The organism is Rossellomorea aquimaris (assembly GCF_020172085.1).
GTDB lineage: Bacteria > Bacillota > Bacilli > Bacillales > Bacillaceae_B > Rossellomorea > Rossellomorea aquimaris_E.
This window is the reverse complement of record NZ_JAIVAT010000007.1, coordinates 536,938-563,299: the sequence shown is the minus strand read 5'-3', so window position 1 is coordinate 563,299 and position 26,362 is coordinate 536,938. Positions and strand designations below refer to the sequence as shown.

Below are 26,362 nucleotides of genomic sequence, written 5' to 3'. Positions count from 1 at the left end.
ATTTTACTATTTAAATAGTAGGAGTAGATATCATGAACATTCGAAAGGCAACACCAGAAGATGAACCTGTCCTTAAAGAATGGTTAAACAATCCGGAGGACTGCCTGCTTGTCACCGGAAGGCAACCCTATTCATCCGATATGTTCCATAGCTGGTATGAAGAACCTGATCAATTCGGATATATGTTAGAGGAAGACTCAAAAAGCGTTGCTTATGGCGAGATATGGGTGGATGAGGAAGAAGAAGATCTTGAGCTTGCCCACTTGGTGGTTGAACCTTCTTTACGAAATAAAGGCTTAGGCAAACAATTAATAAAAGCACTTCTTGAAAAGTGTAAGGACTATCCATATGAATGGGTGTATATGAGAATAGAACCCCTAAATAAACAGGCGATTCAATGCTATAAGGGAGTGGGATTTGTGGAAGAACCCAGTCTACGATCGTCTTTTAATAGTAGATGGATATGGATGAGAAAAAAGAACATCGTGTCATCTTGATGAAACGATGGGCAATGGTTTTTGACTGCCATTGCCCATTGTTCCCCCTATTTTACTAGAGTCCCCTCGAGCTCGATCAGCACCTGGGTACCTTTTCCATATCGACATAAAAGCCCCTGTACCTGTCCCCTTGGCTCACCCCTGACTCAGCCCAACCTTTCCCTCTCTATCCCTCACTCTTCTTTATGTTAAAATATAATTGGAAACCACAGTAAAAGGAGAGATCTTGAGTACATGATCGATCAAGTGAAATTAAAATACAAAAAAGCCATCTGTGATAAAGTAATGAGTCAAAAGCAAGAACTTATCGTTCAAAAAGACAACTTGAGAGTTAGCCAACTTAATAACATAGAATCGAGGCTTCATAGTTGGCGTGAGGATATTATTGAGATTTATGCGAAATCGATTGAAAGTGGCTTAGACCCGGCCTTCGAACATTTACAAGAGTGGGGATCGGAAGCCGTCGATACACTTGTTAATTTCAATCTTCCATTGGAGATTGCTCTGGACGAGGTGAGAGATTACCGAAATTTAATCGGGAATATTATTAAAGAAGAAGCGTCTAATCTCCATTTGTCCATTGATCAATTTTATGACATGATTTCAGATTTTGATGCCGTGGTGGACAGGGCCGTCCACTGGCTGAGCATGTCGTATACAAGAAGATTTTATACACGGATCAATGCTGCCGAAGCGACAGCATTAGAACTATCGATCCCGGTGATTAAAATAACCGATGTAGTCGGTATCCTCCCGTTGATCGGGGACATTGACACCGAAAGAGCTCAAGAACTGATGGATAAAGCCCTCTCTAAAGGGAGCGCATTATCAGTAGAGTACATGGTGATTGACCTATCCGGTGTTCCGATTATTGATACGATGGTAGCCGACCGCATCTTCAAGGTTGTGGATGCCTTATCCCTGATCGGAATCAAAACCATCCTATCCGGAATCAGACCCGAAATCGCCCAGACTATGACCCATCTCGGAATCAATAGTTCAAGAATTCCCGTCACCTCCAGTCTCCATATCGCCCTGGAGAAATTTCTAAGCCAAGGGGACAGGTCCCTCGGCTCCATATAAAAAGAAGCACAGGAACGTTTCCTGTGCTTCCTTTATTCTCAACGCGAAGCAGGAGAACCGTCCCCATGCTTCCCAAACGTCACCACAAACCGGCAACCGGCATCATACCACTCATCCAACTCAATCGATCCACCATTTTGCTCGATGATTTTCTTGGCAATCGCGAGCCCGAGTCCCGTTCCTCCGGTCTCACCATTTCGGGATTCATCCATCCGCACGAATGGTTCGAATATCTTTTCCTGGTAGTCAACGGGGATTCCACTTCCCCGATCTTCAATGATCATCACGGCCTGATCCTGTTTCGGCTGTAGTGAAATGAACAGGTAGCCATCACTGTACGCCATCCCGTTTTGAAGAATGTTCGTAATCGCCCTCTCAAGCTTTAAAGGATCAAACCTCACCATCAAAGGAGATTCGGTGATATCCAATTCATACTCCAACCCTTTTTCCTCGAACTCTTCCACAAACGAAGACAGCAGAGTTCGGAGCCATTCGGCCATATCTTGCACTTCAGGAGAAACGGCGTCATGCTCCATATCCAGATGAGACAGGTCGAACAGGTCATGAATGAGCCGGTTGGCTCTCTTGCTGTTTGATACAATAATGTCTGTATATTTCTGCTGATTTGCTTGACTTAGATGCTTGAAGCTATTTAACGTTTCAGCGTAGCCTTGTATATTGGTCAGTGGCGTTTTCAGATCATGGGAAATGTCCAGAATGAGCTGCTTCCTCAACTGTTCGGACCTTTCCTTCAAGGCGATTTCCGTGCCAATCGTCTGTGCCATTTGGTTCACCTTGCTTCTGAGCTCATTCAATTCCTGATTCGCCTCGAACACGATTTTCTCTCCATAATTCCCTGATGAAATCGAGTCGATCCCCTTTAGGAGCTTTTGAATCGGCTGAATGAGCTGGACAGAGGTTCTCTTCACATACCAATACAGGATGGCCATCAGGCACACCATGAAGAAGAGGATCGTGAAGAAGAACACATCGTCTAATTGGATAAAATCATCTGCGGGAAAATAGAGCAATAGATACTCTTCCCCTTTTTCAGGTATAAATAAATCGGTATCGTACGTGTCAGTATGCTTAAGAAATGCATTCAACCCATAGCTAAACCCTACCTTGTGGGGACTGTTGAATTGGTCGATTACTTTATAATCGGTACTGACGATTTCAAGATACGCATAATCCGGCAGCTCATTTTCCTTGAAGGCTGCTTTTAACCCAGATTTTTTCGCGTCTTTGTACATCCCTTCCAGGAAATCCTGATCCAGGTCCTCATAGACGGTCTCCACGTACACGTAGTTCGCCAAGAGGGTGATCGTCCCTACTCCGAGCAGGATGATGAACAATAAGGCATAGTTGATAAAGAACTGTCTGCTAATGGATACGGACTTCTTAAGGAGAATCGGATTAGTCTTCATGGTCCTCCATCCGGTACCCTAGACCTTTTACCGTCGTGATATATACAGGTGATTTAGGATCGGATTCGACCTGCTCCCTGATCCGGCTGATATGGACCATGATCGTATTGCTGTCACCGATATAGTCGGTGTTCCACACGAGCTCATAAAGCTGCGCCTTGGTATACAACCGGTTGACATTTTTCATAAAAATCGATAGCAGCTTGGTCTCCTTCGGTGTGAGTAAGAGCCGCTCCCCGTCCTTCGTCACCGTTTGATTGGTGGGATCATATTCGAGGGCTCCGTTTCGAATGATTCCTTCTTGTTCCGACACACTGTAATCCGTATAGCGCCGGATCTGGGCATTCACTCTAGATACCAGTTCCACCATACTGAAAGGTTTCACCACATAATCATCGGCCCCCAGTCCAAACCCAAGGACCTTATCCGCATCATCTGCCCTCGCTGTCAGCAGCATGATCGGTACCTTCCACCTTTTTCGTACTTCTTTAATCACCTGAAACCCGTCCATCTTCGGCATCATCAAGTCCAGGATAAGAAGACTCGGGCGCTCTTCCCTGCATTTCATCAGCACGTCTTCTCCATCATAAGCCTGCTCTACCCGATACCCCTCATTCCGCAAATGGAGGGTGATCAATTCGTTAATTTCCACATCATCTTCTGCAATATATATTAACTCTGACATACGCTTACTCCCAGTCTTCTAAATTCTAATCCTATTTTACCATGAAAGGTGCGACGATTTTTGAGATTTATCGTTAATTTAAGGTTGCCTTAAGGTTGGCGTTACATAAATTGTGTACAATGAATGAGTTAAAGGTCAGACTGACCAATTCCAATAAAATCGTTATAACGGGTGGGTAAAGAATCATGACCAAAGAACTGAATGACTACATATTAAAAGGACATTTTGAACAAGCCAAAATAAAGACAAAAGAACTTTCTTATTCAGAGCTTGATGAAGAACTAATGGATATTGCCTTCCAGGATTCAAGCATAGCGAACTATTCCTTCATCATGAGTTTACTAGTTGAAAATGAGACCGTACAGTTACATGAAATGGCTTTTCGATTGATGGTAAATCCACTAAGCTACCTGGATGGTGCCTATTATGCCGCCCTCTATCATGCTAGGCGTTGTGTGGAATTGACCAATCGACTGGAGGTTGGCTACCTTTCCAATCTCTTATTTCTGCATATGATACCAGATCAAGTGGTAGACGAAGAGGAAGCGTATGAGACGGCAAAAGAGATCCTGATGTTAGATCCTAATGATAAGCTAGCGAAAGACTTTTTTGATAGACGATAGATGCGGTGAGATTTATTATGGGAGTGTCAGTATGAGGATTAAAATTATTTGTTCCATTCTAGTAACGGTTGGCTTACTTTTTGCTTATATTGCAACGAAAAGCAATGATTGGGAGAATACACTTGGTTACTCTTTTGTTGCAATCATTGGATTTGTGGATGCATATTTATTTTGGAAGCACAGGGACGGTTCTCGTGCTTCGTAGGTGAGATTGGAAATGAGAAAGGACCTCCCAATGTTAGGAGGTCCTTTCTCATTTCCTATTATCTTTCAATCCTCACTCGTTTCCTTATAAGAAAACGAAAAATCACACTTGTGAGGATATAATAGATTCCTATAATCGACAAGGCGTCTGTTAACACGGACCATAGGCCATTTCCTTGTATGACAAATCTCCATAATAAAAGGCTCGTGATTAGAAGGAGTGGGAATATGAGAAAGTATCCGAGGAAGGTTAGGTTTTCTTTTTGTTTTTCCATCATAATCACCCTTCTGTTCGTAATGGATTTCTTACACTTCCAGTCTGTCAAATTGCAAAAATAACAGCAAAACACATTGTTTAATAATGGTAAATCTGAAATAATTTAATCAACAATCCGTTCATTTTGAGCAGGTTAGTAGATTAATCGAAACAATGGAATGCCGTCTAAATATATGTGTGAAGGAAGGCGAAACGAATTGAAAAACCAATAAGTGGGGTTTGCGGAGGTATAGCGGAATTTTTCGATATTTCTTCTTTTGGCGTAAGGTTAATATTTCTCATTTTACCTGCTAATGTACTTATATACATCATTCTTGCCAATACAATGCGAGACAGCCCCCGGTCATTGTAATAACTTATTCCATGATAATAGGGATTGCTGAATAGGGAATCCTACTATCCTCCAGACTCACCTCATCACCATATAAGCGAAATTCAACCTTCATCTCCGTTTTCACCGGATGGGTCAATGTGTTTCTTTTTCATAATCAAAAAACCCCAAACAATATATATAACACCAACTCCCATTGTAAGGTACATCAATACATTAAAAATATCTGGCGTGAAAGATACATAAAAGGAAAAATCTTCTTCACTCCATGTACCACTATCTGCGCCGGCTATAGCAGCCGCAATGTATTTGGTACTATAAAGAATCGTAGTCATAAGGAAAAACATAGAACCAATCAGTTGTTTATTCATAATATTAATTTCTCCTTCATTTTCCTTCCCACTCTCAGGGTCCACTGCAAGAACTAAAAATCTATTAAATAGCAAAAATAAAAGACGTAATACTCAACGAAAAAAAGAGACTAATGAAAAACGAAAGTGCCCAATGTTCTTTATCTGTCAGCTTCAAAAGGATATTTAAGGATGAACTAATGGTGAAACAAACGATGAATAGAAATAGGACGATTAAAAGTATCGGCATCTCTTTCCTCTTTTCTGTAGATCAGGTGATTCAGTTCAAATAATAAATTACCATACAAAACCAGAGGATTCCGCTGAATATTAGAACATTAATTTTATTTAAGTTTCAAAAAGCACAGGGACGGTTCTCGTGCTTATTTTCCGTCAAGACAGAACAGCAGTAATTTTAAGGTTGCTTTAAGGGTGGAATGAGGAATGTGCTGTACAATTATTAAGTAAATGGTCATGGAAATATATGAACTTGGAGGAAGACGTGTTGTTTTTTAAAAAAGACGAAAATATGAATATGAATAGTGTTAATACTGCATTTCAGAGTACATTTATATTTTGGGGAGTTTCCCTTTTTATTAATTCTCTCTTTGAAATGGTTCATCATAAACCGTTAATAAGCAGTTCTCTTATTTTATCTGCAGGATTAATCATATTTTATTGTACAGAACAAATTGCGAACTACATTCATAAAAGAAAAGAGTGATTCAAATCTTAGCCAATCATCCTTTTTCTTTTGTTCCAGCGATTCATTTATTGCGAAACAAGGGACGAATTCTATTCTAGAAGGGAAGCAGCAGAACCGTCCCCATGCTCCCACAAACAATTAAAACGAGCTCATCCCTCATCAAGACAAGCTCGCTTCATCATTTAAAGAGCCTCATACCAGTCATCAGAAACCGACTCCAGCCACTCAGGCGTTCCGGCCGTGATGGCCACATGCGAGAACCAGCTGTCCTTCGTCGCCCCATGCCAGTGCTTGACCCCGTCATGGGTGACAATGACATCGCCGGCTTTCAAGAACTGAGCTTCTTTCCCTTCTTCCTGGTACCAGCCTTCTCCCCCAGTGACCAGCAGCACCTGATAGCCATCGCGATGAACGTGCCAATTGTTTCGGCACCCAGGTTCGAACGTGACGTTGCCGATCCCGACACTCACATTGGGATCAAACACCAAGCCATTCAAATAACTCTGCCCAATAAAATACTGCGCAAAGGCTTCATTCTTCTCTCCAACAGGGAACAAGCCCCCTTCTTGCAACTCTTCATGTTTTGCCATAAGGAAATCCCCCTCCTATTATTTTTTGCTAAAGACCGGGAAGAAATCATGCTCCCCGTAACTTTCAAGACTTTCCACCTGCTTCAATGCTTCCATGTCGCGATCGCTGATGACGAAATCAAGCTCGGCGTTATTCTTCATGTGATCCGGATTTGCCGTCTTCGGAATGACCACAAGTCCAAGCTGGATGTCATAGCGCAGGCAAAGCTGGGCCACACTCACCCCGTATTGATCTGCGATTGCCTTTACTTCTTCGTGATCGAGGACTGCTCCATGGCCAATCGGAGAATAAGCTTCCACGAGGATGTCATTCTGCTGACAGAATTCGATGAGCTCCGTCGGTGTATGGCTTACGTGGGCCAGGATCTGATTGACCATCGGCTTAACCTTCGAATGCTCAATGATGTTCTCAACATCATCCTGAAGGAAGTTGGACAAACCAATCGCCTTCACCTTCCCGGCTTCATACGCATCCTCCAGCGCTCTCCAAACGTTCTTGTTTTCTTCAAAATATCGATTCTCTTCACGGAACTCCACCCACGGCTGCGGGCTATGAACGATCATCAGATCGATATAGTCCATCCCGAGCTTTTCTAATGATGCATCGATGGATTCTGCGACTGCTTCATACGTCTTCGCCTCTCCGGCTACCTTTGATGTGACGAAGATCTCTTCTCTCGCCACGCCACTCAAGCGGATTCCTTCTCCGACGCCTGCTTCGTTTTCATACGCCTGGGCCGTATCGATGTGGCGATACCCGATGGAGATTGCCTCCTGAACCGCCTTGGATGTTTGTTCGTCATTCAAGAGCCAAGTCCCAAGACCAAGCATGGGGATTTCGACTCCGTTTGATAATCTGCTTTTTTCGTTAAACATGTAATCGTCTCCCTTCTTTAAAATACGAAATCGTATATTGATACGATACCGCACATCTGTGTATAATATAAAACGACATAAAGAGATCTTCAATGATCAAAACACCTTGATCTGTGCGTTTCCGCACAAAGGAGACCATATTGTACGAAATCATTAAAGGAGTCATCGATCCATGACCAAGATTGACCGCAGGGTACAAAAAACACAAGAAGCCATCAAGCAGGCATTCATACAATTGATGTCGGAGAAAGGCTTTGACCATATCACCATCCAGGACATCTCCGACCGGGCCAACGTCGGCCGCAGAACCATCTACGACCACTACCTCGACAAATTCGATATTCTGGATCGCCTCATCGAAGAGCACATCCACGAGCTCCGGAAACTATGCCGGGAAGCGGCCGATCTGAGCTTCGAGGAAGGCAACTTGATCTGGTTCGATTATTTCCAGCAGAACGAGGCCTTTTTCACGACCATCCTATCGAGCAAAGGCGCACCCACATTCCGTACGAGCTTCCTCGCTTTTGTCATTGAGGAACTGGAGGTGGACGTCGATACCACCGAAGGAATCAATCAAGGTTTGAGCCAAGAACTTGTGCTCAAATTTTTTGGAGCCGCTATCGTTGAAATTGTCGAGGCGTGGATTACCGGGGGACTCTCTGAACCTGCAGTGGTTGTGGCGAGGCAGATGGGGAGTTTGTTGGATCGGAATTTATGAAGAGCCGAGGGGACAGATACCTCGGCTTTTTATTCAGAATCAAGAAAAAAGCCACGGTACCTGTCCCCGTGGCTTTATGGATTATGCAAAATCATATCAATATGAGGAATTCCATCATCCAAATAGGTTTCCGTTACTGCCCTGAATCCAAACGACCCATAGAACTCCCTTAAATACTCCTGAGCCTGGATCTTCACTGTTTGTTCCCCCCACTCATCATGAATGAAAGCCAATCCTCTTTTCACTAACTCGCTTGCGAACCCTCTCCCACGATAGGCTTCCTTCACGAGGACTCTTCCAATGGACGGTTCTTTGTATGAAACGCCTGCAGGCAAGAGTCTGGCATAGGCAACCACCTCACCATTTTCTTTTTTATAAAGATGATGGGCGTGCAGATCTTTCCCGTCGACTTCCAAGTAGGGACATTCCTGTTCCACTACAAAGACCCCGGTCCTTACTTGTAACATTTCGTATAGCTCGTGGGTTGATAGTTCATTAAAGCTTTTCACCTTCCAGCTCATGACATAGGACACCTCTTCTGTATAGTTTCGAAAGTCACTGGGCTTATTATAGCAGTTTGCGGGGGTTAACCGAGAACGATTTACATCCTGGAACGAAACAATAAAACGGTGCCTGATCATTAATTGATCAGGCACCTTTCCCTTTAAAATTTATGGTTCTTTTAAGGTAGGTATAAGTCCTGCACTGCTATAATAACTATGTGGACCATCGAAGGAAATCATGAAGTTTTTTAAAAAGTACGTAAACGCTCCAAAAAATATTTAAGATCTTCATTCCAAATAATCCTCCTCCTCCTTTTCTCATGTTAAAGAGGACATGTTACCTATAAAAGAAACAGGACTTTCTCATCAATTATTTAATAATTAAAAATATTTAGTTATTTTCGACACAATTCGTGCTATTATGACATTATTAAATAATGGAAAGGGGGTAAAATAATGGATATTTTCTTAGCTGTTCTGAATTTTGCTGCTAAAGCACTTCCACTAGTTATTGATTTGATCAAAGCATTATCTTAACATTCTTGAACTCATACTTATCTGACAAACACCGCTCCTCTAGCCAGGAACGGTGTTTTCTGTTCTTCCCTATCACTCCACTTCAACAACCACACACCCATAAGAATCTCCATCCTCTATCTTCTGATTGGCCTCCGCAATCCGATCCAGCGTATACGTTTCGGCAATACGATGCTGCAGACGATTTTTCTCGAGAGCAGTTGTAATATCCTTGATAGCCGCCTGTTTTGCACTTTCCGGCATAGCATACACAATAATTAAGCGAAGTGTTAAATCCATAAACATCATTTCTTTAAAAGGCAATGTTGGTTCGGGTATAACCGTAGAGGAGTACGTCGCAATCACTCCCCCAATCCGGATCAACTGCAATACTCTCGGTAAATTAGCTCCAAATTCAACATCGATCACTCGATCCACCTTGACTCCGCCGGTAATCTTGAGCACCTCATCGACCATTCCGTCACTTCGATGATTGACTACATAATCCGCTCCTGCATCCAAACAATGCTCACGAGCTATCTCGTTACTCGCTGTCGCAATCACCTTTGCACCTGCCTCTTTAGCCCATTGAATCGCATAGTGACCAACCCGACCGGCACCTCCTGTGATCAACAACCATTGCCCTTCAACCGGCCCATCAGAGAAGACACTGCGATGCGCAGTCATGACTGGAATCCCTAAACAAGCCCCTTCCGCAAAGCTTGTGTTTTCCGGAAGAGGAACGGCACGATTACTTTCAATAGCTACATACTCTGCGGCAGTGCCATGAAGTCGTCCATATTGAGCCTGGTACACCCAAACCCGTTCACCTATACGGGAATGAGGGACACCCGCCCCTACCGCTTCTATAATTCCTGCGCCATCACTATTGGGGATGACAGCACCATGATCAAGTAAATCCGGGAATGATGCAAGGCGCTTCTTCGTATCAGAAGGGTTAACACCTGATGTGTGTATACGAATCAGAACTTCTCCATGTGATGGGACAGGAGTTTCTACCACCCCTACTTGAAGAACCTCTGATGCTGGACCAAATTGAGTAAACCACGCTGCTTTCATAGATAATATCCTCCTTCTTAACTATTCTTTTATCTTCACCACTACTAGGGTTGTTATATACGTTTTCAGAAGTATAGGGACGGACCTTGATCTTCCTTTTACTTCTCAATTCCCTTTGCCGAAACGAAGAAACCTTTTTCACCATCCATACCTGAGCCAAGGGACCTGTCCCTATGGCTCACTCTACCACCTTAAGATAATAAAAAAAGCCTAGGGGCATCCCCAAGACTGAGTTTAGCGTTAAGCTACTTATTTAATGACTTTCTTCTCTTATGACATATTGACAAATATCCATTTCCGCCTCTAAATCGTTCACGATAAATGATAGCATAGACGAAGAAAAATGCATGCCAGGAACATCGTCTTCATAAACCTTAATGACAATGGTCCATCTACATCCAAGCTTACCAGCTCTTTTAATCTCAATGATTTTTTCTTTCTTATCATGAAGGATGTCCTTCATTTTAACCAAAGCATCATTGATGTCGAGTGATGGGGCATATCCTGTTTCAATCTCCCAGCATCCCTCTACTCTTGTCAGCGTTCCCTTTTCTTTAATGAGATCACCTTTTTTATAACGTAAAGAAGGTACCAACTCAAGAGACTCTGTAATATCATCTGGATTTAATTCATCACCATATAGGCAAAATTCTACATTAATTTCCGTATTCATTTATCTTACCCCTTTCTGCATTACTTAATGAAGTCATCCCCAGCTTGATGCTAGAACCTTTCCCTTCAAAAAGAATCACATGCAGATACTAACCATGCAATCACACAGTAAAATAGGAACCCTATTGTCCTCACCCACTTAACCTTCGATCAATTGTTATACAGAACTTTATTATTATAATGGCCGTAAGTTAAACCAACCTTAAATAATCCTTAAATGAACCATAAATATGTTCTTTCACCTTTATATAGCTGGTAGACACTCTTATTCTAGTTGTCCTTTAGAGATTAGGAGGAAAATATGTTAAATAGTGTTTTTGATAATGAAGAAGAGATGTTTAATGGAATAGCATAAATAAATAGAAATGCCCTCAACCGTGTGCCTTATAGAGAGAATACTCAACAAATAGATGAGGTATTAGCCTAAAAAATCCTTTACTACTCATTGCTTTTATCAGAAATACTCATACTTACACAGAATTAAAAACTCATAATTTCAAATTTTAAGTTTATAATTCTAGGAATATCACAACTTTTCCATTTGAAAATAATGCTATTATTACCATATTAAAGAAAAGGAGAGAGAACATTGAAAAAATTATTATCATTATTTTTTGCAGCTGTTTTATTTATCTCGTTAGGATCATCGGCAACTTTTGCTAAGGAAAATCCACATTTAAAACAAATGACAGTTCAAGAGAAAAAAGAATTAAAAGAGGATTTTGTTAAAATAGGTATTACTTCTGAAACTGCAGATAAATTAGTAAGTAAGTTAGAAGATGGACAAACTATTGACTCCAGAAACCCTGAAAAAGTTGATAAAGTATTAGATTCAATGGTTGTGACACCTGAAGAACCGGTTCAAAGACATGAGTTTGAAGATGGTTCTGTTGTAGAATTAAGTCTAGAAATTATTAAGGAAGATACTCCAGAAAATATTACAGAGGCTCTTACTCTTGAGAAGCAAAATACATTAGTAAGTGCTGCTAGTACTGCTTCTGGCGCAGCCATGAGACTTGTGAATTGCACAAATACGAGCTATACGAGTACCTGTAAGTCTCAAGTTAGATATTATGATGGTATATTGGATATCTCTTATTATGCAAATTTCGTTATTAACAATAATGGTTATGACAGAATCACTAAAATTTATGATGAAAAAAAAGATGGAATCGGATATACAATTTCTACTGATCAATTTGAAATCACCAAGGCAACTGAAACTAGCGGTGGAGTAGCACATGCTACGTACAAAAATTATTTCGATTCGAAACTTCCGTTTGGCCCAACTTACACTAAGTCTTTACGTTTATACGTAGGGAAGAATACTTACTACGCAAAGTGGTTCTAATAATAAAACCCCGTCCAATGACGGGGTTTTTACTATTATTTCTGTTTATCTTTTATTTCTTCAAGTAACTTAATAATTTGTTCATTTTGATCTTTCATTGATTTTAGTGTTCGCTCTATTATGCCAGTAGAAGCAAATACTATTATTAAGATAGCTATTTCTATCAAGATAAACTCCTCCGATTGCATTAGTAATAAGATTAATTTGACTAGTAAAATGCAACGATCCCCTCAACTATTTTACCATTATAGTTAATTTATTACATTAGTAAAATAGACATAAAAACTAGCACATACTACCGAGATCCAATATAAGGTATTCATTTAATAGGATTGTAAGTCTCCAAATAAGGAAAGAATGGATATTTTCACTTGTACCAATCCCCATAACTACCCTAGTTTCTTTATAAAACCTTTTATCAAACAAATTTATTTAATAATGACTAACAATCATACAGTCTTCTTTATAGAATCTACTACTTATTCAACATCAACCATTCAATCACATTATCCTGAGTCAATTTCCCCCTACCGTTCTTAGTCCTACTTAAACGATGCAAATGTACAATGTTATTTTCTTTATGAAAATAGATCCTTCCTACAGAGTCTGTCCCAAAAGGGTACTCCAGTATTTTGCTTTTTCTTGCTCTTATACAACTTGGTCTTATATTTGTTACTGCTTGTCCATAGTTGTAATTCAATTGAACAACTGCCGCTTCTACTTTCAAGCGGTCTGAAGGAGTAATATGAAAGAAATCACTCAAAAACTCAGGGTGAAAACAGCAATTTTTATATAGAGCATTGAATCTCGGTTCAAACTCTCTTTCTAAAACCTTTTTCTCTTCATGAGATAAGTTTTCAGCCTCCCCCTTTTCAGCTTTAACTATGGAAAGTTCATTTTGTTTATCCACTAATTCATTTTGTAATTCCTGTAGTCTTTCTTCGTATGAAATCATATCATTTGAAAAATCTTCTTGGAATTCTCCAAGTAACTTTTCTGCTTTTTTCATTTCTTTTAAAGCAATGTCATACTTGTTTTCAAATTCCTTTTCAAGTTGTCTAAATTGTTTAACCTCTACTTCTAATTTGGTGATTTTCAAATTTGCTGATTTCAAGTCCTTCTCTTTTGTTTGAAGTATTGATTTGATCTTATTCTTTTCTTCTTTTATGTGCTTAAGAGCCATATTAGTAGAGTTTAGATCATTACTTAGCTTACTTAATGATGACATTTTTTCTAGTAATTTTTGTTCTAATTCTTTTTGGTCCAGCCTATATTGATTATTTTCAGTGATAATTGATTCATACTCTGTATTTTTTATGTTAAGGTGTTTTTTTAGTTCTTCTAACTGTTTTTCATAGTGTTGTAGTTCTTCCTTTGATGTACTCTGATTTAATAATTCTTCATAACGAATTTCTTTGACTTTCAACCCTTTGAGTTCTTCTTCAAGTTTTTTTGTTTTCTTATTATTTGCATTTAACTTGGTTTTAACTTTGTCATATCTTAATTTCAAAGAATTTCGGTCTTGTTCTAACTTTTGCTTATCTTGAAGTAGAAGACTTACTTTCTTTTGTTCTTCCTCAATTTTGCTTTCCAGTTCATAATACTTTTGTTGACTGGCTATTAAATCATCTAACTTCTTACTTAATTCCATTCTTAGAACGTCCAGTTGCCCAGAATTACTACTATTTTTCAAGTTATATATTTGTTCCCTTAAGCGATTAACTTCATTTTCTTTTATTTCTATTTCTTTAACCATATTCTCTCTATTTATTATGAACTGTTTAAGTCTTTCTTGTTTCTCCCTTAAAATTCTTATGGTTCTAGTTATGTCGAAATCAATTTTATTAAATAAACTTACCAGCATTTTCTGACCCTTTTTAAAAGTGTCTATTACTTTTGGAGCCATTTCTTTCGTCTTATCTTCAAAGAATTTTTTCATTTTGATCCCCTAGATTATATTAAATCCACTGCAATTCATTCCATTGATTCAATTACAAACATCAATTGGCGAATGACATTACAGGATTTATTTTCTACAATTAACAATACTATTTTACTAGATATTTCATTAAAATGGAAAATATGTTTACTTATTAAGCACTCCTCACCCGATCGCTACCTTCTCTTTACACATTCCAAAAAACACAGTTAACCTTAATACATACATGGAGGGATAACTTGAAAAAATTAATGGCTATTTTACTATGTTGTACATTCCCATTTCTTCTATTTGGCTTTCTGGGTGGAGAACCCGTTGAAGACATCTCTAATAACTATTTATTAGTAAAACACTGGAGTAAATTAGATCAAGAAAGAAAAAGTGAAATGGTTAAAGAAATCTTTGAAGAAGAGAGAATCTATATGGTTAACGAAAACTATCAAGATAACAAATCATCCATTATCTCATTATTTGATAAAGCATTAGAAAAAACTCCTTACCAAGAAAACAATTAAAAAATCTATGAAAGAGTATTATAAAGATAAAAAAATAACGGAGGGTGCTAATTGACTTTTTTGTTATAGTTTTCAAAATTAGAACCCTCCACAGCCAACGGACCTTTCTCCCCTGCTCCCTCAGAAAAAAGGGTTCAGACGCCCGTCATGCTAAAGCTTTAGCATGACGGGCGTCTGAACCCTTGGTTGTCCCCCTGTTTCCCTCTTCACACCTTTATCTTCCGCCCCTTCCACTTCACAGAATGAAACACATTCACCCGGACAAAAGAATAAAAGAAAATCACCGCAAAGAATAAAAAGAATAAAGGATAAAAAGGGAAATACCCCCATCTGAAATCCCCGACCCTGCGGGCAAACCATGCTGTTTGAACGCTATAGAGGATATACAATACTCCATAGACGATCATAGCGGCAGTACTTCCCTCTATCATCGAAGAGATCAATGAAAACGCGCTGGTTAAACTTCCGGTAATCCAGAGGATGACCATCAACATGACGATGGGATGAGTGGACTTGGAACCAACGGCAAAGCTTTTGCACCAGCCTTCGATCAGGCTTCCCACCCCTTCAGGATACATCCGGAACGAAATGATCCCCCTCCCGCCCAGGCAGCGAACGGGAAGATTCTGATCCAGAAATGCTTCTCCCAGCGCCAGATCATCCATGATGGCCCCCTCTATCTTTTCATGCCCGCCGGATAAAAAGTAATCGTCTCGATTGCATAGAATGCATGGACCGAACGAGCCTGCGGCTTTGAACCGTGATCCCCAGACGGTAAATAGATTCATCCCCACCACGACGATGATGTTAAAGATAATGGAGAGATGCTCATACACGCGCTCCACTGTGTGATAGGGCTGCAAGGCGAGGATCCCCCTGGCTCCTTTTCCTTGGTAGTAATGGAGAAGATTCCGCAATCCATCCACACTGGTGAATCGGGTATCGGCATCCAGGAACAGCAGCCACTCTCCTTTCGCCTCCTTGGCACCGCGCCAGCACGCAGACGATTTCCCTGCCCCGTTATTGTGCAGGACAGTGACAAAGTAACGTTCTGCAACCTCAACGGTACGATCCGATGAATCATCATCCACCAACAGAATCTCAAATCCCTTGTATCGCTGCTCCTGCAACGACTGCAATAACGGCGAGATCCTGCCTTCTTCATTTCGGGCAGGGATAATGATGGACACAAACGGCAATCCCGCTGTATGTTTGGAGGTGAATCTTGGAACCGGCAAGGACCAAAACACGATCATGCCAATGATCACCCCCAGGACACCCAAGATGAGATTGATCACTTCTGAAGCTGTCATGCCATCTACCTCCTTCCTCTAGAACGCACAAAAGTGCCAATTCCCGTTCAACCTTTATGTAGCTGCACTTCCTCACAGTAGCCTGCTTGATTTCTTTCCGACTCCTGACGTAATAGCCGATATACGCCCACGATTGTACCGCTGAACCACAATAATCGGAAGGTTGAAGACAAGGGCATACAGAACCATCGCCCACCCTGCCCATACGGGATTCCAAATGAAGAACAAGGGAGCAGGGAGGATGGAGAGCCAGTGGGTTAATTCCGCGCGTTTCGTTTCCGCGGCAAACATCTTCAAGTCCCTCTCCTTCGTCCCATGCAGCCCCTTTTTGCTGTATCCCTTTTTAAGAAAAATCGTGCCGTCCAGAATCAATCCCTTCCACGCTTTCACCTGGAATAAACGTTGCCACAATGCTCCGGACTGTTCAAAAGGGAACGTCCGAAACCAGAAATGGTCTTTCAGAAACCATGTCAACGGCAGTTTCAAGCATACGGCCGAAATGGCGAGATGAAAGAACGTCCAGGCAAGCACATCAATGAGTATGATCCAATGGTCAGGCAGTGAGACGATCATGACATCACTCCTTTTTCATCCAGAATCCCTCTCCATAATCTTCTCGCCGACAAGCTGGCCGCTTAGAGTAACCATCGGCATTCCGCCTCCGGGATTCACCGTTCCCCCGACAAAGTAAAGATTGTCGTAGCGTTCACTCTGTTTCGGATACTTCAAGCCTTTATTCTTCTTACTGTCTGACACCGTCCCATAAATCGCCCCACGGTCGGAACCATACGTACGCCTGATATCTTCCGGTGTCCACATATCCTTCGTGACAATGTTCTCACGCAAGCCATCAAGACCCATCTTCTCCAACTTGATCAGGACTCGCTCAGCGAATTGTTCATAGTCCTCATGCGAATATGGATTCTCATCCCGGATAAACGGAATATGCGGCAGCACCTTGATATTTTCATGGCCTGGAGGCGCCTGAGTCGAATCGGTTTTATTCACATTGACAAGATAAATGACCGGGTCGTCCGGCAGTTCGTGACGATGGAAGATCGATTCCATTTGCGCCTTCATATTTTCGGCGAAAAAGAAATTATGATGGCGTAGCTGCGGATAACTCTTCTTCACACCAAGATGCATGACGAGGCCGGAACTCGCTGGTTCGAACTTCGTTTTTAATTTTTTAATATAATCGCTGTCTTCCTTCAGTAATCGCTCGTACACCGGTATGACTTCCATATTGGACACATAGTGATCGGCCGTCACCCGTGTTCCGTCATCCAATAGCGCTCCGGTAATATCGCCAGCCTTCTTGTCCAGCTTGACGATCTGCCGTCCAAGGTGGAAGGTCACCCCCACTTCTTCCGCCAGCTTCACAAGAGCGTCCGAGAGCTTGTGCAAACCGCCGGGAACGTACCATGCCCCCTGATCATGCTGCATGTAGATCATCATATTCATCACAGCCGGCGCATCGTAAGGGGACGAACCGACATACTTAATAAAATAAGAGAGCATATCTCGAAACTGCTCATGACTGATCCGCTTATCGAGGGATTTATGCACCGTGGACATCAGGTCAATGTTCTTCAAGACACTGAACAGTCCCGCCTGCTTGACGATTCCTTTTGCCGTATCCGCACCTTTAAATAACGTTTTATCCGTCATATCGTAATGTGTCTTCGAATGCTCCAGCAGACGTTGATATTCACGAATGTCCTTTTCACTTAGAGAGGCATTCTTCTCTAGCATATCGCTCACATCTTCATACAAGTCTATGACATTTCCATCAGGGAAAAAGGAACGCCATTGATGATCCAGCCTCTCAATCTGGACATAATCCTTCATTGATTTACCGCTCGCCGCAAACAATTTCTCAAAGATCTGCGGCATCGTCAAAATGGACGGGCCAAGATCAAACCCAAAGCCGTCTTGCTCAAGCCGGTTTAACTTCCCTCCAATATGATCGTTTTTTTCATATAAGGAGACATCGTATCCCGCTTGTGCGAGTGTAATGGCAGCTGAAACCCCGCCGAGTCCGCCTCCAATGATCAGTACTGTTTTTGTTTTCAATGGTTATTGTTCCTCCTGTTCGGAAATCTTGTTTGGAATATGTATGGTTTTCTAATATACGTTCAATATCCTGTTGGCCTTGTGCCAGTGCTTTTGCCGATACATCAAGTCTGTATACTTCTTATTAATCTTATACCCTAACTGACGGTAATAAAAAACGTTGAATAGGCTTGGGGCATGGTTCGCTGTAGAGGGGATTCCTTTTCATTCAGTATGGCAGCACGTAGAGAGTGTGATATGCATAGGGAGGGATCGTTAGGCTTTCTACTACCTAGTATTCCACGAGAGCTGGCATAACCCCTTCTTCATGGGTGAACCGGAAGCACAGGGACGTTTCTCTTACTTCCTTTTTCTCATCTACTATCCTCTCGTCTAGAACGATCGCAGTCCATCAACTCCGTCACCAACATCCCAATTCCTCCCCTTTACATAGTTTAATCCTGAGCCACGGTACCTGTCCCCGTGGCTCTCCTTGAAACTTAAGGTTTATTTAAGATAGGCATAAATGAGGAACTGCTATAATAACTAAGTGCACAATTGGAGGAATTTAAATTGGTATATGGAGGTTCTTGTGGTTATTTCAAACTATTAAGATGTAACTTTATTAGGGGATTGTAAATGAGAAAAAGAATAATCATTTTATTTGTTTTTTTATTGTTATTTATGAGTGGGCTTATTTTTTATGAAAAGAAATCAAAAGAATCATTTTATAAAAAAAATTGGGGTTATCACTTTTTAAATATTGATACTTTACATACTGAATATGGACTAACAGGAAAAAATGTTAAAGTTGCTTTAATTGATACTGGTATATCTGACAAAGCATTAAATATAGACGTTGTGGAAGGTATTAATGTTATTGATAATTCTGATGATTTCACAGACGATCATGGACACGGTACCCATATAACAGGTTTGTTAGCTTCAAAAAAAATAGGTGTTGCTCCTGACATAGAATTGTATGTTGCAAAAGCATTAAACAATACATTAAGAGGTGAAATGACTGATATCGTAAAAGCTGTAGAATGGGCTATTAATAAAAATGTAGATATTATTTTAATGCCCTTTGGAACATTTGAAGATTCGAAAGAACTTAAGATGCTCATAGACAAAGCTGTATTAGATGAAGATATATTAGTTGTTTCTTCTGTAGGTAATTATGGATTGAAAGAAAATATTGATATTATGTATCCTGCTAAATATGACAATGTCATTGCTGTCGGGGCTTTAGATAAGAAAAATAAAGTATGGAAAGGAACAACTTTGGGTGAGGAGTTAGATTATTTATTACCAGGTCAGTATATAAATAGTTATTCAACAACAGGGGATAGTTTAATTAGCAGTGGTACTTCTATGGCATCAGCTTATATGGCCGGAATCTTAGCTCTTTATGTTGAAAAACATAGAAATGTAAATATAAATTTCAATCGTTCTATTTTGTCAAAAGATAATAAATATAGAAAAATAGATGGCTATGAGGTTATGAATCCCTTTAAGATATTAGAATAATTTAATAGGAGTGTAGTTATGAAGAAGTGTATTGTTGTACTTTTATCTTTGGTTCTATTTCTTTCTACTTTGAGTCCTTCTGTACTAGCTAGTGATACAGAAGAAACTTTTGTTGATGAAGAAGTAATTGAAAGCCTATATGAAACAACAGGTGTTGATGTTTCTAATGTTGATTTAAATAAGTATGAAGAAGATTTTGATTTTTTAGTTAATGATGAAGTTTTTCTTCAATTTGAAGAACATATGATTCTCACAGACCAAGATACTGTTCTGGAAGAAAGTTCTGTTCAAGGGCAATGGGTTCCTATTGCTGCTGCTGCAATTAGACTGTTAACATCTAAAGTAGGTAGAGAAGGCATGAAAAAGGGATGGGCTATAGCCAGACCTTATGTAGAAAAGGCTATAAAAGCACCAAGTACATATATTTTAGAAGGTGCAGGTGGAGGTGGGAGAATTATTCAGGTCAGACTTAAGAAAACTGGATCAGTAGTTTTCAGACTGGATTACTTCCCGATTAAAACTGGTGGTTCAAACGTTCTCCATTATCATGTTCCTCCAAATTTAAAAACTCATCATAAAGTATTTTAATTTTTAGGAGTTGAATTTCAATTGATTTTCGATGATCGTTATCATTTACATGTAGGATATTATAAAAATCAAAAAGACCTAGAAGCTATTTTTTTAAAAGTTAAAGATCAAAACATCTGGTGTATGTTCTTTGAAAATGATTATTATAAACTTAATCTTTCAAAGGAAGCATATCCTACTATAAAGAATTTCGGCTTAATGATAGGCATTTATTTAATTGAAAGTGAAGATTTATCTGTAGAACAAGGTTCTGAGCTATTTGAAAAATTCTTAAATGATCAAAATATCGTTTGATGTTTTAATGGTTAAATTTATTGAATGATCAAAAATACTTCTCTAATGAGGAGAAGTATTTATATGCAATACTTTCAGACAACATAGCAAATACATTTATAAAAACAACATAAAAAAATCCCTCCCTCTCTGTCAAAGGGGAGGGATTTTGTATATACTGCTGTCAAAACCACTGAAGACAAGATGAAGCACGGGACGGATCTCCTGCTTACTTTTGGTCCACTCTAACACCTCACCCAATTCCCCATCCTCCTTACACCCTTCCCACAGCTCCCGATAACTCACCAACACTTACCCATCCTCACCCAACACCCCATACACCTTCAAACTCTCAACGCGAAAATTCATCTCATTCCCCTTCGCATACTCCGTCACCAATATCCCAATCCCTCCCCATTTATTATCGCCTATTCATGAGCCAACGGACCTATCCCCCACGAAACCGCCCAAACTCCTTCACAAACTCCAACTTCACCGTCCCCACCGGCCCATTCCGGTTCTTCGCAATCTTCACTTCCACTTCCTGACCGTTCTTCGAATCCGGATAGTAATAATCATCCCGGTACAGAAACAACACCACATCCGCATCCTGCTCGATATTCCCAGAGTCACGGAGATCCGACAGCCTCGGCCGCTTATCATCCCTGGACTCCACTCCCCTCGATAGCTGCGACAACAGAATGATCGGAATCCCAAACTCCTTCGCCATCCCCTTCAACTGCTTCGTAATATGCCCAATCGCCAAATCATGCCGGTCAAAGCGCTCCTTCACCGTGATCAGCTGCAGGTAATCAATCACCACGAGAAACGGCTCCGTCGGATACTCCCGCTTCAGATTCATGATCCGCTGTCTGATCTCCGGCAACGTAATCATCCCATTCTGCGACAGTTCGAGCTTCGCTTTATACACGGCGTTCATCGCCCCATGCATCCTCGGCATCTCGTCCTTCGTCAAATACTTATAGGGATTCTGCCATTTCATCATGTTAATTTCCGTCAAACTCGAAAGAAGTCGCTGCATGATTTGCCTCGAACTCATCTCCAAGGAAAACAGCATGCTCACCCCTTTCTCCCTCGTGCACTCCCACGCAAGCTGAATGGCAAAAGCCGTCTTCCCCATGGAAGGTCTCGCCGCCAGGATGATGAGCTCCCCTTCCTTCCACCCTCCCGTCAACGCATTCAGGCTCTCGAATCCCGTCGAGACACCGGGAAGTCCGTCCCTCTCCATGTAAAGAGATTCATAGAGATCCATGATGATGTCATCCTTCGTATCTTCGTCAATCGTCGCATTCGTGTGCATGTCGATGAGTGCTTTGTAGAGGACCTGTGCGGATTCCGGGGTGTAGGCGTTCAGGAAGTGATGGGCCGAATTCTTGATGAGGCTCAGTTCGTAATACTTCAGGACAATCTGTTCATACTGCTCAATATTCACCGTCGTCGGACAGTAGTTGGCAAGCGCCAGGAGAAACTGGACCCCTCCGACATTCTCAATGTCATCCCCAAGCTCCTCCAACAGCATCACTAGATTAATCTCCAACCTCTTCTTCTGAAGCCCCTTCATCGCTTTAAAAATCAGGCGGTTCCTCAGCAGGCTAAAATGCTTCTCCTCCAAGGTCAGTGTATCCAAAACATCCGCATTCAGAAGAACTGCTCCAATTATCATACTCTCCGCTTCATGTAACTCCCGAAGCAGCTGCTCCTCAGCCCCATGGTGGTGCAGGTCGTGTCCACTCGTCTCGTCGTTCATTCTCAATTCGCTCCGCTCATTCTTTTTCCCACGCTTCCATGGTTTGTAGTATCATCGTTTCTTCCACCGGCGGTTCATACAGCTCAGAAATCGTCGGCATGTACGGACTCACTTTGATATGAGCTTCAATCCGCCTCTTCACCCCGTCATACTCACAATCCTTCAGGTGCCGATACCAGATGATCGCCGTATCCCGACTGAGCAGCCGGTGAGGATACGCTCCCTTGATCATCTTCACCAGCTCCCTGAACTCTCCCGAAGTCATGCCTCCGTCACAATCTCCTCAAGCCCGTCCAAGAAGTCATCCATGTCCTCCATCGATTCCCGAGGAGTGATATACGCCTCAAGGGCCTTTTCCAAATACTTCGGACTGTTGATCGTCAGCTTCGGATTGATGCTCTGCTGCTTGTCAAACTGCTCATCCATAAACCCAATCAACTCATCCGTCGACAACTCGCTCAAGCTAATCCGCTCCATCGCCACGTGATCCATCGGCGTCAACAGAAAGCCTTGTCCCCTTCTGCCAACGAAATGCCCAATCAGCGCCTCCAGCCTATTTACATCCTTAGCGTCTCTAGTGGCAGTGGTTTTGATGTTGTTGTTCTCTAAGATCTCTTCTTTCTCTAAGTTCTTAAGTCTGTTTGCAGGTTCTCTCCGCACCTGTTTCACATCCTTTTCGCCGCACGAAGACATCCCGGAACCAACCCCATCATCAGGCTGGTCACCACCGGATTCCTCATGTCCCTCTTCCTTCTTAGACATCCCCATCCAACTCAAATACTCCCCACAGGCGAAATCCTTCGTCGGCCTTAGCGTAAACACATACCCATGCTCATACTTCTCCGCCTTCAACCACCCACACTTCTCCAACCGCTTAATAGAACGCTGAATCCGCGAATGCGAATACTCATCAATCTTCTTCCCATTATAGAACCACAGATCCTCCCGCAGCTTCCGGAGCGAACGCACATACTGCCTCTCCCCAAGCACCACACCGCCAACCTGAACCCCACCTTGATACGTCGCATTCAACAGAATCAACACATACAACCGAAGATCCTCCGGGTGATGAAACGTCTCCTTATCCAACATACCTGTCTCAAGCTTTCTCCATCCATTCATTACAATCACTCCTATTTCGTTTTGGTTTCACCCTTTATATAGGGAGATGGGAGTGAAAGGGACACCCTATAAATAATTTTTCTATAAAAAAACATTCGGGTGGGGTCCGAATGTGAAAAGGAGGGTTTATGAACTTATTAATAAGCCATTAAATCAGAATTTAATGGCATGAAAATACTGTCTTGTCTAAAATAAAAAACACTCTATATGAGTGTTTTTGGATATTTATTTCTTCATCTTATTACCTGCAACTGTTACAGCGGCAATAGTAAGAGCTGCTGCACCTACTTTAAACACTTTATTATTTTGGATATTATACAATGTATCCTTTATAAGCATAGTCTTTTTTATGTCCTTAATTTCACCCATCACCCACGCCTTATCACTATCTGACAAATCTTTTTTTTGTAACATCAAATAAAGATTCTTTTTTTCATCTATTAAATCATCCATTAATTTATCATATGAATAATTTAAATTATCGATATACATCTTAGATAGCTCTGTAAAGTTTGGAATTTTACTAACCAAACTTTCTAAAGCTTCCACAGGTAGCTTAGATATATTCTCTATTAATCCTTCGAACTTTGCTATATTAACTATTTCTTTAGCATCTTCCACACCAAGTTTATCCAAGACCTTTTTAGTCTTCTCTAAATTTTTCTCATTTTCATTTTTCAATTAGATTTCCCCCCATATTAAATAATCAAAATAGATATGCTCCTTGATGTGGTAACAACCTTGCTTCTTTAGTGAATATCTTCATAACGTTAGTACTCTTCATACTAAAATTATACCAAAAAACAACAGACTGCTGTTTTAGTTTATTCCAAGTTATCCCAAACGTTATAGCTCAATCATACTCTACTTAAATATGCCCCATTTGTTTCGAATTCGATTTCACCTTAAATTGAAAAAGGATTATATAGCAAAACGGCATCTTCTTAAGCTTTATTCTTTAAATTAGATGACTTTTTAAAAATTAAATAACTAAAAGTTGGTCATGTAAATGGAACCTATAAGAATTGATCAAGATGATGTAAAAAAAGCAATTCAATCGGGGCATTCATACATCCAAGTCGGCAAACGAAAGTACTTATTAATGAAAGTAGAAGAAGTCAGACACGATGATGCTTATCAAGTAACTGATCCTGATGAGGAAAAGCAGTTATTGAAAGCATTGGAGGAAGATAATCCGATTCTTTCTGAAGAAGAAATTAAGAAAATGCTATAGACAATATATGATAATAAGTCCATCCACTCCTGAACAGATCTAAGATCAGGGTAATAACTATATATAAAAAGAATCACAATAAACCCGAAAACCACAATATATTGGAGTAAGAAACTTCATCGTAATAAAGAAAGAGAAGAAGAAATTACCCAGTATTATAAAGAAAAAGGCTGGAATATCAAGCGTGTCTGGGAACATAAGATAATTAGTGATTTACAGTGGATGAATTATTAAACTTTATAAAGAAGTCAAAAACAGAAAAGGAAGCCCTTAATTAAAGGCTTCCTAAAGTGATTAAGTGGTTACAGTAACTTTTCTTTTCCCTCTTAAATTTTCAAGTTGCAGCTTAGCTGCAGGAGGAACATGTTCATAATCAATGCCTGCAAATGATTTCAGTATGGCTTCAAATACTATCTGTGCTCCCTCAGGCGGTACAGCCATACCAATCTGTTTTCGAACCTGTTCTTTGTTCCCGCAAAAAACAAAATCATCTGGAAATGTTTGCAGTCTCGCTCTTTCTCTATTAGTTAAAGCGCGTGGTTCAGACCAATGATACATATGGGTCCCGCCTCCCCCACTACCCGTAACCGTATAAGCTGGTCGCTGTGAATCTAAGCGTTTATATATTGAACTTAACCTGGCTCCTTTCACTTTTAGTTGCAATTCCTCAGGTATGCCTGGATACCAAGCATTTTGACCTTCAGGAATACAATCGAGCATATCTTTTACTTTTTGAGTATGTCTTGGCATTTCATGATTAGGTGCCCCTTCTGGAATAGGCGGGTTAGTAAGTGCATCAGAAGATGTTCTATATTCCGTTGAAGAAGGGGTTGTAGGCGCTGGAACCTTGAATTCAATCCCTTGTTCAGCAAGGTCATTACGAATCCCAACAATAATAATACGATGACGTGCTTGCGGGATCCCGTATTCTTCAAATTTGTATAAGTGTGGTGTTAATTTATATCCGCATTCTTCTAGTTCTGTAAGTATTCTAATAAAGGCTTGTCCCTCATTGGCACTCTGTAAGCCCCCAACATTTTCAGCTACAAAGAACTTAGGTTGGTAGTCTCTTAAAACTTTAACTCCGTATGAATATAGAGGACCGAATGTTCCATTCAATCCATGCTTCTCGCCAACTTGGCTATAATCATTACAAGGAAAACCAAATGCAAAGCAACCAATATCCCCCAGTATATCTTTATTACCGATAGGCAACTCCTCTACAGGACCCCAGTGAACAGATGTATCCTTGATATCTTCACAAATATTAAGCCTAAAGGTATCACAAGCTGTAGCATCATAATCATTGGCCCAAAGATGTTCAATGCCCCATTCTTGACCAGAAGAATCTACAACGCGTGCATTTTTTGCGCCTAAACTTAATCCGCCAGGCCCATTAAAAAGCTCTCCTTTTGTAAAAATCATATTTTAAATCGCTCCTTAGCAGTAAAATTAAAAACCGAAAATATGTTCTTGCATATGTATATGCTATTCCCTATTTTACACCTTTCAAACAAAAAATGCAGCCCCCAAAAA

The 26,362-nt window shown here is 40.8% G+C and carries 30 protein-coding genes; 12 read left to right on the top strand and 18 right to left on the bottom strand.

Annotation, left to right across the window (positions count from 1 at the left end):
* Positions 1–32: 32 nt before the first annotated feature.
* Complete coding sequence (locus LCL96_RS15410) at positions 33–497, top strand: GNAT family N-acetyltransferase (RefSeq protein ID WP_224942434.1); 465 nt, start codon at positions 33–35, stop codon at positions 495–497.
* Between the two features lie 234 nt (positions 498–731).
* Positions 732–1,580, top strand: a complete 849-nt coding sequence (locus LCL96_RS15405; protein WP_224942433.1) for an STAS domain-containing protein — start codon at positions 732–734, stop codon at positions 1,578–1,580.
* Positions 1,581–1,618: 38 nt separating this feature from the next.
* On the opposite strand, the gene LCL96_RS15400 is transcribed toward LCL96_RS15405, so the two are convergent.
* Together LCL96_RS15400 and LCL96_RS15395 are read right to left on the bottom strand one after the other, a co-directional pair.
* Entirely contained in the window at positions 1,619–3,007 is a 1,389-nt protein-coding gene (locus tag LCL96_RS15400; RefSeq protein WP_224942431.1) for a sensor histidine kinase, read from the bottom strand.
* Entirely contained in the window at positions 2,997–3,692 is a 696-nt protein-coding gene (locus LCL96_RS15395) for a response regulator transcription factor (protein WP_224942430.1), read from the bottom strand. Before LCL96_RS15395 ends, LCL96_RS15400 begins: the two co-directional genes overlap by 11 nt.
* Positions 3,693–3,877: 185 nt before the next feature.
* On the opposite strand from LCL96_RS15395, the gene LCL96_RS15390 reads away from it, so the two are divergent.
* From LCL96_RS15390 to LCL96_RS15380, 3 genes are all read left to right on the top strand, one after another.
* A complete protein-coding gene (locus LCL96_RS15390) occupies positions 3,878–4,315 on the top strand; it encodes a hypothetical protein (RefSeq protein WP_224942428.1) in 438 nt (145 codons plus the stop codon).
* A gap of 31 nt (positions 4,316–4,346) precedes the next feature.
* On the top strand, positions 4,347–4,520 hold the full coding sequence (locus tag LCL96_RS15385) for a hypothetical protein (RefSeq protein ID WP_224942426.1): 174 nt from the start codon (positions 4,347–4,349) through the stop codon (positions 4,518–4,520).
* A gap of 472 nt (positions 4,521–4,992) precedes the next feature.
* Positions 4,993–5,148, top strand: a complete 156-nt coding sequence (locus LCL96_RS15380) for a PspC domain-containing protein (RefSeq protein WP_224943480.1) — start codon at positions 4,993–4,995, stop codon at positions 5,146–5,148.
* A gap of 83 nt (positions 5,149–5,231) precedes the next feature.
* Here LCL96_RS15380 and LCL96_RS15375 read toward each other — a convergent pair whose 3' ends face one another.
* From LCL96_RS15375 to LCL96_RS15365, 3 genes are all read right to left on the bottom strand, one after another.
* Positions 5,232–5,498 (bottom strand): hypothetical protein, encoded by a 267-nt coding sequence (locus LCL96_RS15375; protein WP_224942424.1) that lies wholly within the window; start codon positions 5,496–5,498, stop codon positions 5,232–5,234.
* An 867-nt stretch (positions 5,499–6,365) separates the two neighbouring features.
* Positions 6,366–6,773 (bottom strand): cupin domain-containing protein, encoded by a 408-nt coding sequence (locus tag LCL96_RS15370; RefSeq protein ID WP_224942422.1) that lies wholly within the window; start codon positions 6,771–6,773, stop codon positions 6,366–6,368.
* Positions 6,774–6,791: 18 nt separating this feature from the next.
* The gene (locus LCL96_RS15365) at positions 6,792–7,649 is read right to left on the bottom strand and encodes an aldo/keto reductase (protein WP_224942420.1); all 858 of its coding nucleotides are present in this window, start codon (positions 7,647–7,649) and stop codon (positions 6,792–6,794) included.
* A gap of 172 nt (positions 7,650–7,821) precedes the next feature.
* Between LCL96_RS15365 and LCL96_RS15360 the strand changes: the two genes are divergently transcribed.
* A complete protein-coding gene (locus LCL96_RS15360) occupies positions 7,822–8,367 on the top strand; it encodes a TetR/AcrR family transcriptional regulator (protein ID WP_224942418.1) in 546 nt (181 codons plus the stop codon).
* A 74-nt stretch (positions 8,368–8,441) separates the two neighbouring features.
* Here the strand turns inward: LCL96_RS15360 and LCL96_RS15355 are convergent, their stop codons facing one another.
* The 3 genes from LCL96_RS15355 to LCL96_RS15345 all read right to left on the bottom strand — a co-directional run bounded on the left by LCL96_RS15355 (position 8,442) and on the right by LCL96_RS15345 (position 11,139).
* On the bottom strand, positions 8,442–8,888 hold the full coding sequence (locus LCL96_RS15355) for a GNAT family N-acetyltransferase (protein WP_224942416.1): 447 nt from the start codon (positions 8,886–8,888) through the stop codon (positions 8,442–8,444).
* A 591-nt stretch (positions 8,889–9,479) separates the two neighbouring features.
* Positions 9,480–10,466 carry an NADPH:quinone reductase gene (locus LCL96_RS15350; protein ID WP_224942414.1) on the bottom strand — a complete coding sequence of 329 codons (987 nt, stop codon included), beginning with the start codon at positions 10,464–10,466 and terminating at the stop codon, positions 9,480–9,482.
* Positions 10,467–10,719: 253 nt separating this feature from the next.
* On the bottom strand, positions 10,720–11,139 hold the full coding sequence (locus LCL96_RS15345; RefSeq protein ID WP_224942412.1) for a DUF4279 domain-containing protein: 420 nt from the start codon (positions 11,137–11,139) through the stop codon (positions 10,720–10,722).
* A gap of 588 nt (positions 11,140–11,727) precedes the next feature.
* Between LCL96_RS15345 and LCL96_RS15340 the strand changes: the two genes are divergently transcribed.
* Positions 11,728–12,489: a hypothetical protein gene (locus LCL96_RS15340; RefSeq protein ID WP_224942410.1), complete on the top strand. Its 762-nt coding sequence runs from the start codon at positions 11,728–11,730 to the stop codon at positions 12,487–12,489.
* A gap of 35 nt (positions 12,490–12,524) precedes the next feature.
* Here LCL96_RS15340 and LCL96_RS23470 read toward each other — a convergent pair whose 3' ends face one another.
* Positions 12,525–12,656: a hypothetical protein gene (locus LCL96_RS23470; protein WP_263628193.1), complete on the bottom strand. Its 132-nt coding sequence runs from the start codon at positions 12,654–12,656 to the stop codon at positions 12,525–12,527.
* 308 nt (positions 12,657–12,964) lie between these two features.
* On the bottom strand, positions 12,965–14,428 hold the full coding sequence (locus LCL96_RS15335; protein WP_224942409.1) for a hypothetical protein: 1,464 nt from the start codon (positions 14,426–14,428) through the stop codon (positions 12,965–12,967).
* A 239-nt stretch (positions 14,429–14,667) separates the two neighbouring features.
* Between LCL96_RS15335 and LCL96_RS15330 the strand changes: the two genes are divergently transcribed.
* A complete protein-coding gene (locus tag LCL96_RS15330) occupies positions 14,668–14,943 on the top strand; it encodes a hypothetical protein (RefSeq protein ID WP_224942408.1) in 276 nt (91 codons plus the stop codon).
* 206 nt (positions 14,944–15,149) lie between these two features.
* Here LCL96_RS15330 and LCL96_RS15325 read toward each other — a convergent pair whose 3' ends face one another.
* From LCL96_RS15325 to LCL96_RS15315, 3 genes are all read right to left on the bottom strand, one after another.
* Complete coding sequence (locus LCL96_RS15325) at positions 15,150–16,256, bottom strand: glycosyltransferase (RefSeq protein ID WP_224942407.1); 1,107 nt, start codon at positions 16,254–16,256, stop codon at positions 15,150–15,152.
* A gap of 72 nt (positions 16,257–16,328) precedes the next feature.
* A complete protein-coding gene (locus LCL96_RS15320; protein WP_224942406.1) occupies positions 16,329–16,829 on the bottom strand; it encodes a glycosyl-4,4'-diaponeurosporenoate acyltransferase in 501 nt (166 codons plus the stop codon).
* A gap of 15 nt (positions 16,830–16,844) precedes the next feature.
* The gene (locus LCL96_RS15315) at positions 16,845–18,332 is read right to left on the bottom strand and encodes a phytoene desaturase family protein (protein ID WP_224942405.1); all 1,488 of its coding nucleotides are present in this window, start codon (positions 18,330–18,332) and stop codon (positions 16,845–16,847) included.
* Positions 18,333–18,950: 618 nt separating this feature from the next.
* On the opposite strand from LCL96_RS15315, the gene LCL96_RS15310 reads away from it, so the two are divergent.
* The 3 genes from LCL96_RS15310 to LCL96_RS15300 are packed head-to-tail and all read left to right on the top strand — an operon-like array spanning position 18,951 to position 20,723.
* The gene (locus LCL96_RS15310) at positions 18,951–19,841 is read left to right on the top strand and encodes a S8 family serine peptidase (protein WP_224942404.1); all 891 of its coding nucleotides are present in this window, start codon (positions 18,951–18,953) and stop codon (positions 19,839–19,841) included.
* 18 nt (positions 19,842–19,859) lie between these two features.
* The gene (locus LCL96_RS15305; protein WP_224942403.1) at positions 19,860–20,429 is read left to right on the top strand and encodes a hypothetical protein; all 570 of its coding nucleotides are present in this window, start codon (positions 19,860–19,862) and stop codon (positions 20,427–20,429) included.
* 21 nt (positions 20,430–20,450) lie between these two features.
* Entirely contained in the window at positions 20,451–20,723 is a 273-nt protein-coding gene (locus LCL96_RS15300) for a DUF3986 family protein (protein ID WP_224942402.1), read from the top strand.
* 427 nt (positions 20,724–21,150) lie between these two features.
* On the opposite strand, the gene LCL96_RS15295 is transcribed toward LCL96_RS15300, so the two are convergent.
* The 4 genes from LCL96_RS15295 to LCL96_RS15280 all read right to left on the bottom strand — a co-directional run bounded on the left by LCL96_RS15295 (position 21,151) and on the right by LCL96_RS15280 (position 24,273).
* Positions 21,151–22,470, bottom strand: a complete 1,320-nt coding sequence (locus LCL96_RS15295) for a replicative DNA helicase (RefSeq protein WP_224942401.1) — start codon at positions 22,468–22,470, stop codon at positions 21,151–21,153.
* A gap of 16 nt (positions 22,471–22,486) precedes the next feature.
* Entirely contained in the window at positions 22,487–22,735 is a 249-nt protein-coding gene (locus LCL96_RS15290) for a hypothetical protein (protein ID WP_224942399.1), read from the bottom strand.
* A complete protein-coding gene (locus tag LCL96_RS15285) occupies positions 22,732–23,592 on the bottom strand; it encodes a hypothetical protein (RefSeq protein ID WP_224942397.1) in 861 nt (286 codons plus the stop codon). The genes LCL96_RS15290 and LCL96_RS15285 overlap by 4 nt, the downstream gene beginning before the upstream one ends.
* A 225-nt stretch (positions 23,593–23,817) precedes the next feature.
* A complete protein-coding gene (locus tag LCL96_RS15280; RefSeq protein WP_224942395.1) occupies positions 23,818–24,273 on the bottom strand; it encodes a hypothetical protein in 456 nt (151 codons plus the stop codon).
* A 328-nt stretch (positions 24,274–24,601) separates the two neighbouring features.
* Between LCL96_RS15280 and LCL96_RS15275 the strand changes: the two genes are divergently transcribed.
* On the top strand, positions 24,602–24,826 hold the full coding sequence (locus tag LCL96_RS15275; RefSeq protein ID WP_224942393.1) for a hypothetical protein: 225 nt from the start codon (positions 24,602–24,604) through the stop codon (positions 24,824–24,826).
* A gap of 294 nt (positions 24,827–25,120) precedes the next feature.
* Here LCL96_RS15275 and LCL96_RS15270 read toward each other — a convergent pair whose 3' ends face one another.
* Complete coding sequence (locus LCL96_RS15270; RefSeq protein WP_224942392.1) at positions 25,121–26,251, bottom strand: DNA cytosine methyltransferase; 1,131 nt, start codon at positions 26,249–26,251, stop codon at positions 25,121–25,123.
* Positions 26,252–26,362: the final 111 nt, after the last annotated feature.

Bases quoted from the DNA above. Each gene is read 5' to 3' on its own strand.
- LCL96_RS15410 (WP_224942434.1), top strand. From the start codon at position 33: ATGAACATTCGAAAGGCAACACCAGAAGATGAACCTGTCCTTAAAGAA.
- LCL96_RS15405 (WP_224942433.1), top strand. From the start codon at position 732: ATGATCGATCAAGTGAAATTAAAATACAAAAAAGCCATCTGTGATAAA.
- LCL96_RS15400 (WP_224942431.1), bottom strand. From the start codon at position 3,007: ATGAAGACTAATCCGATTCTCCTTAAGAAGTCCGTATCCATTAGCAGA.
- LCL96_RS15395 (WP_224942430.1), bottom strand. From the start codon at position 3,692: ATGTCAGAGTTAATATATATTGCAGAAGATGATGTGGAAATTAACGAA.
- LCL96_RS15390 (WP_224942428.1), top strand. From the start codon at position 3,878: ATGACCAAAGAACTGAATGACTACATATTAAAAGGACATTTTGAACAA.
- LCL96_RS15385 (WP_224942426.1), top strand. From the start codon at position 4,347: ATGAGGATTAAAATTATTTGTTCCATTCTAGTAACGGTTGGCTTACTT.
- LCL96_RS15375 (WP_224942424.1), bottom strand. From the start codon at position 5,498: ATGAATAAACAACTGATTGGTTCTATGTTTTTCCTTATGACTACGATT.
- LCL96_RS15370 (WP_224942422.1), bottom strand. From the start codon at position 6,773: ATGGCAAAACATGAAGAGTTGCAAGAAGGGGGCTTGTTCCCTGTTGGA.
- LCL96_RS15365 (WP_224942420.1), bottom strand. From the start codon at position 7,649: ATGTTTAACGAAAAAAGCAGATTATCAAACGGAGTCGAAATCCCCATG.
- LCL96_RS15360 (WP_224942418.1), top strand. From the start codon at position 7,822: ATGACCAAGATTGACCGCAGGGTACAAAAAACACAAGAAGCCATCAAG.
- LCL96_RS15355 (WP_224942416.1), bottom strand. From the start codon at position 8,888: ATGAGCTGGAAGGTGAAAAGCTTTAATGAACTATCAACCCACGAGCTA.
- LCL96_RS15350 (WP_224942414.1), bottom strand. From the start codon at position 10,466: ATGAAAGCAGCGTGGTTTACTCAATTTGGTCCAGCATCAGAGGTTCTT.
- LCL96_RS15345 (WP_224942412.1), bottom strand. From the start codon at position 11,139: ATGAATACGGAAATTAATGTAGAATTTTGCCTATATGGTGATGAATTA.
- LCL96_RS15335 (WP_224942409.1), bottom strand. From the start codon at position 14,428: ATGAAAAAATTCTTTGAAGATAAGACGAAAGAAATGGCTCCAAAAGTA.
- LCL96_RS15325 (WP_224942407.1), bottom strand. From the start codon at position 16,256: ATGACAGCTTCAGAAGTGATCAATCTCATCTTGGGTGTCCTGGGGGTG.
- LCL96_RS15320 (WP_224942406.1), bottom strand. From the start codon at position 16,829: ATGATCGTCTCACTGCCTGACCATTGGATCATACTCATTGATGTGCTT.
- LCL96_RS15310 (WP_224942404.1), top strand. From the start codon at position 18,951: ATGAGAAAAAGAATAATCATTTTATTTGTTTTTTTATTGTTATTTATG.
- LCL96_RS15305 (WP_224942403.1), top strand. From the start codon at position 19,860: ATGAAGAAGTGTATTGTTGTACTTTTATCTTTGGTTCTATTTCTTTCT.
- LCL96_RS15295 (WP_224942401.1), bottom strand. From the start codon at position 22,470: ATGAACGACGAGACGAGTGGACACGACCTGCACCACCATGGGGCTGAG.
- LCL96_RS15290 (WP_224942399.1), bottom strand. From the start codon at position 22,735: ATGACTTCGGGAGAGTTCAGGGAGCTGGTGAAGATGATCAAGGGAGCG.
- LCL96_RS15285 (WP_224942397.1), bottom strand. From the start codon at position 23,592: ATGAATGGATGGAGAAAGCTTGAGACAGGTATGTTGGATAAGGAGACG.
- LCL96_RS15275 (WP_224942393.1), top strand. From the start codon at position 24,602: ATGGAACCTATAAGAATTGATCAAGATGATGTAAAAAAAGCAATTCAA.
- LCL96_RS15270 (WP_224942392.1), bottom strand. From the start codon at position 26,251: ATGATTTTTACAAAAGGAGAGCTTTTTAATGGGCCTGGCGGATTAAGT.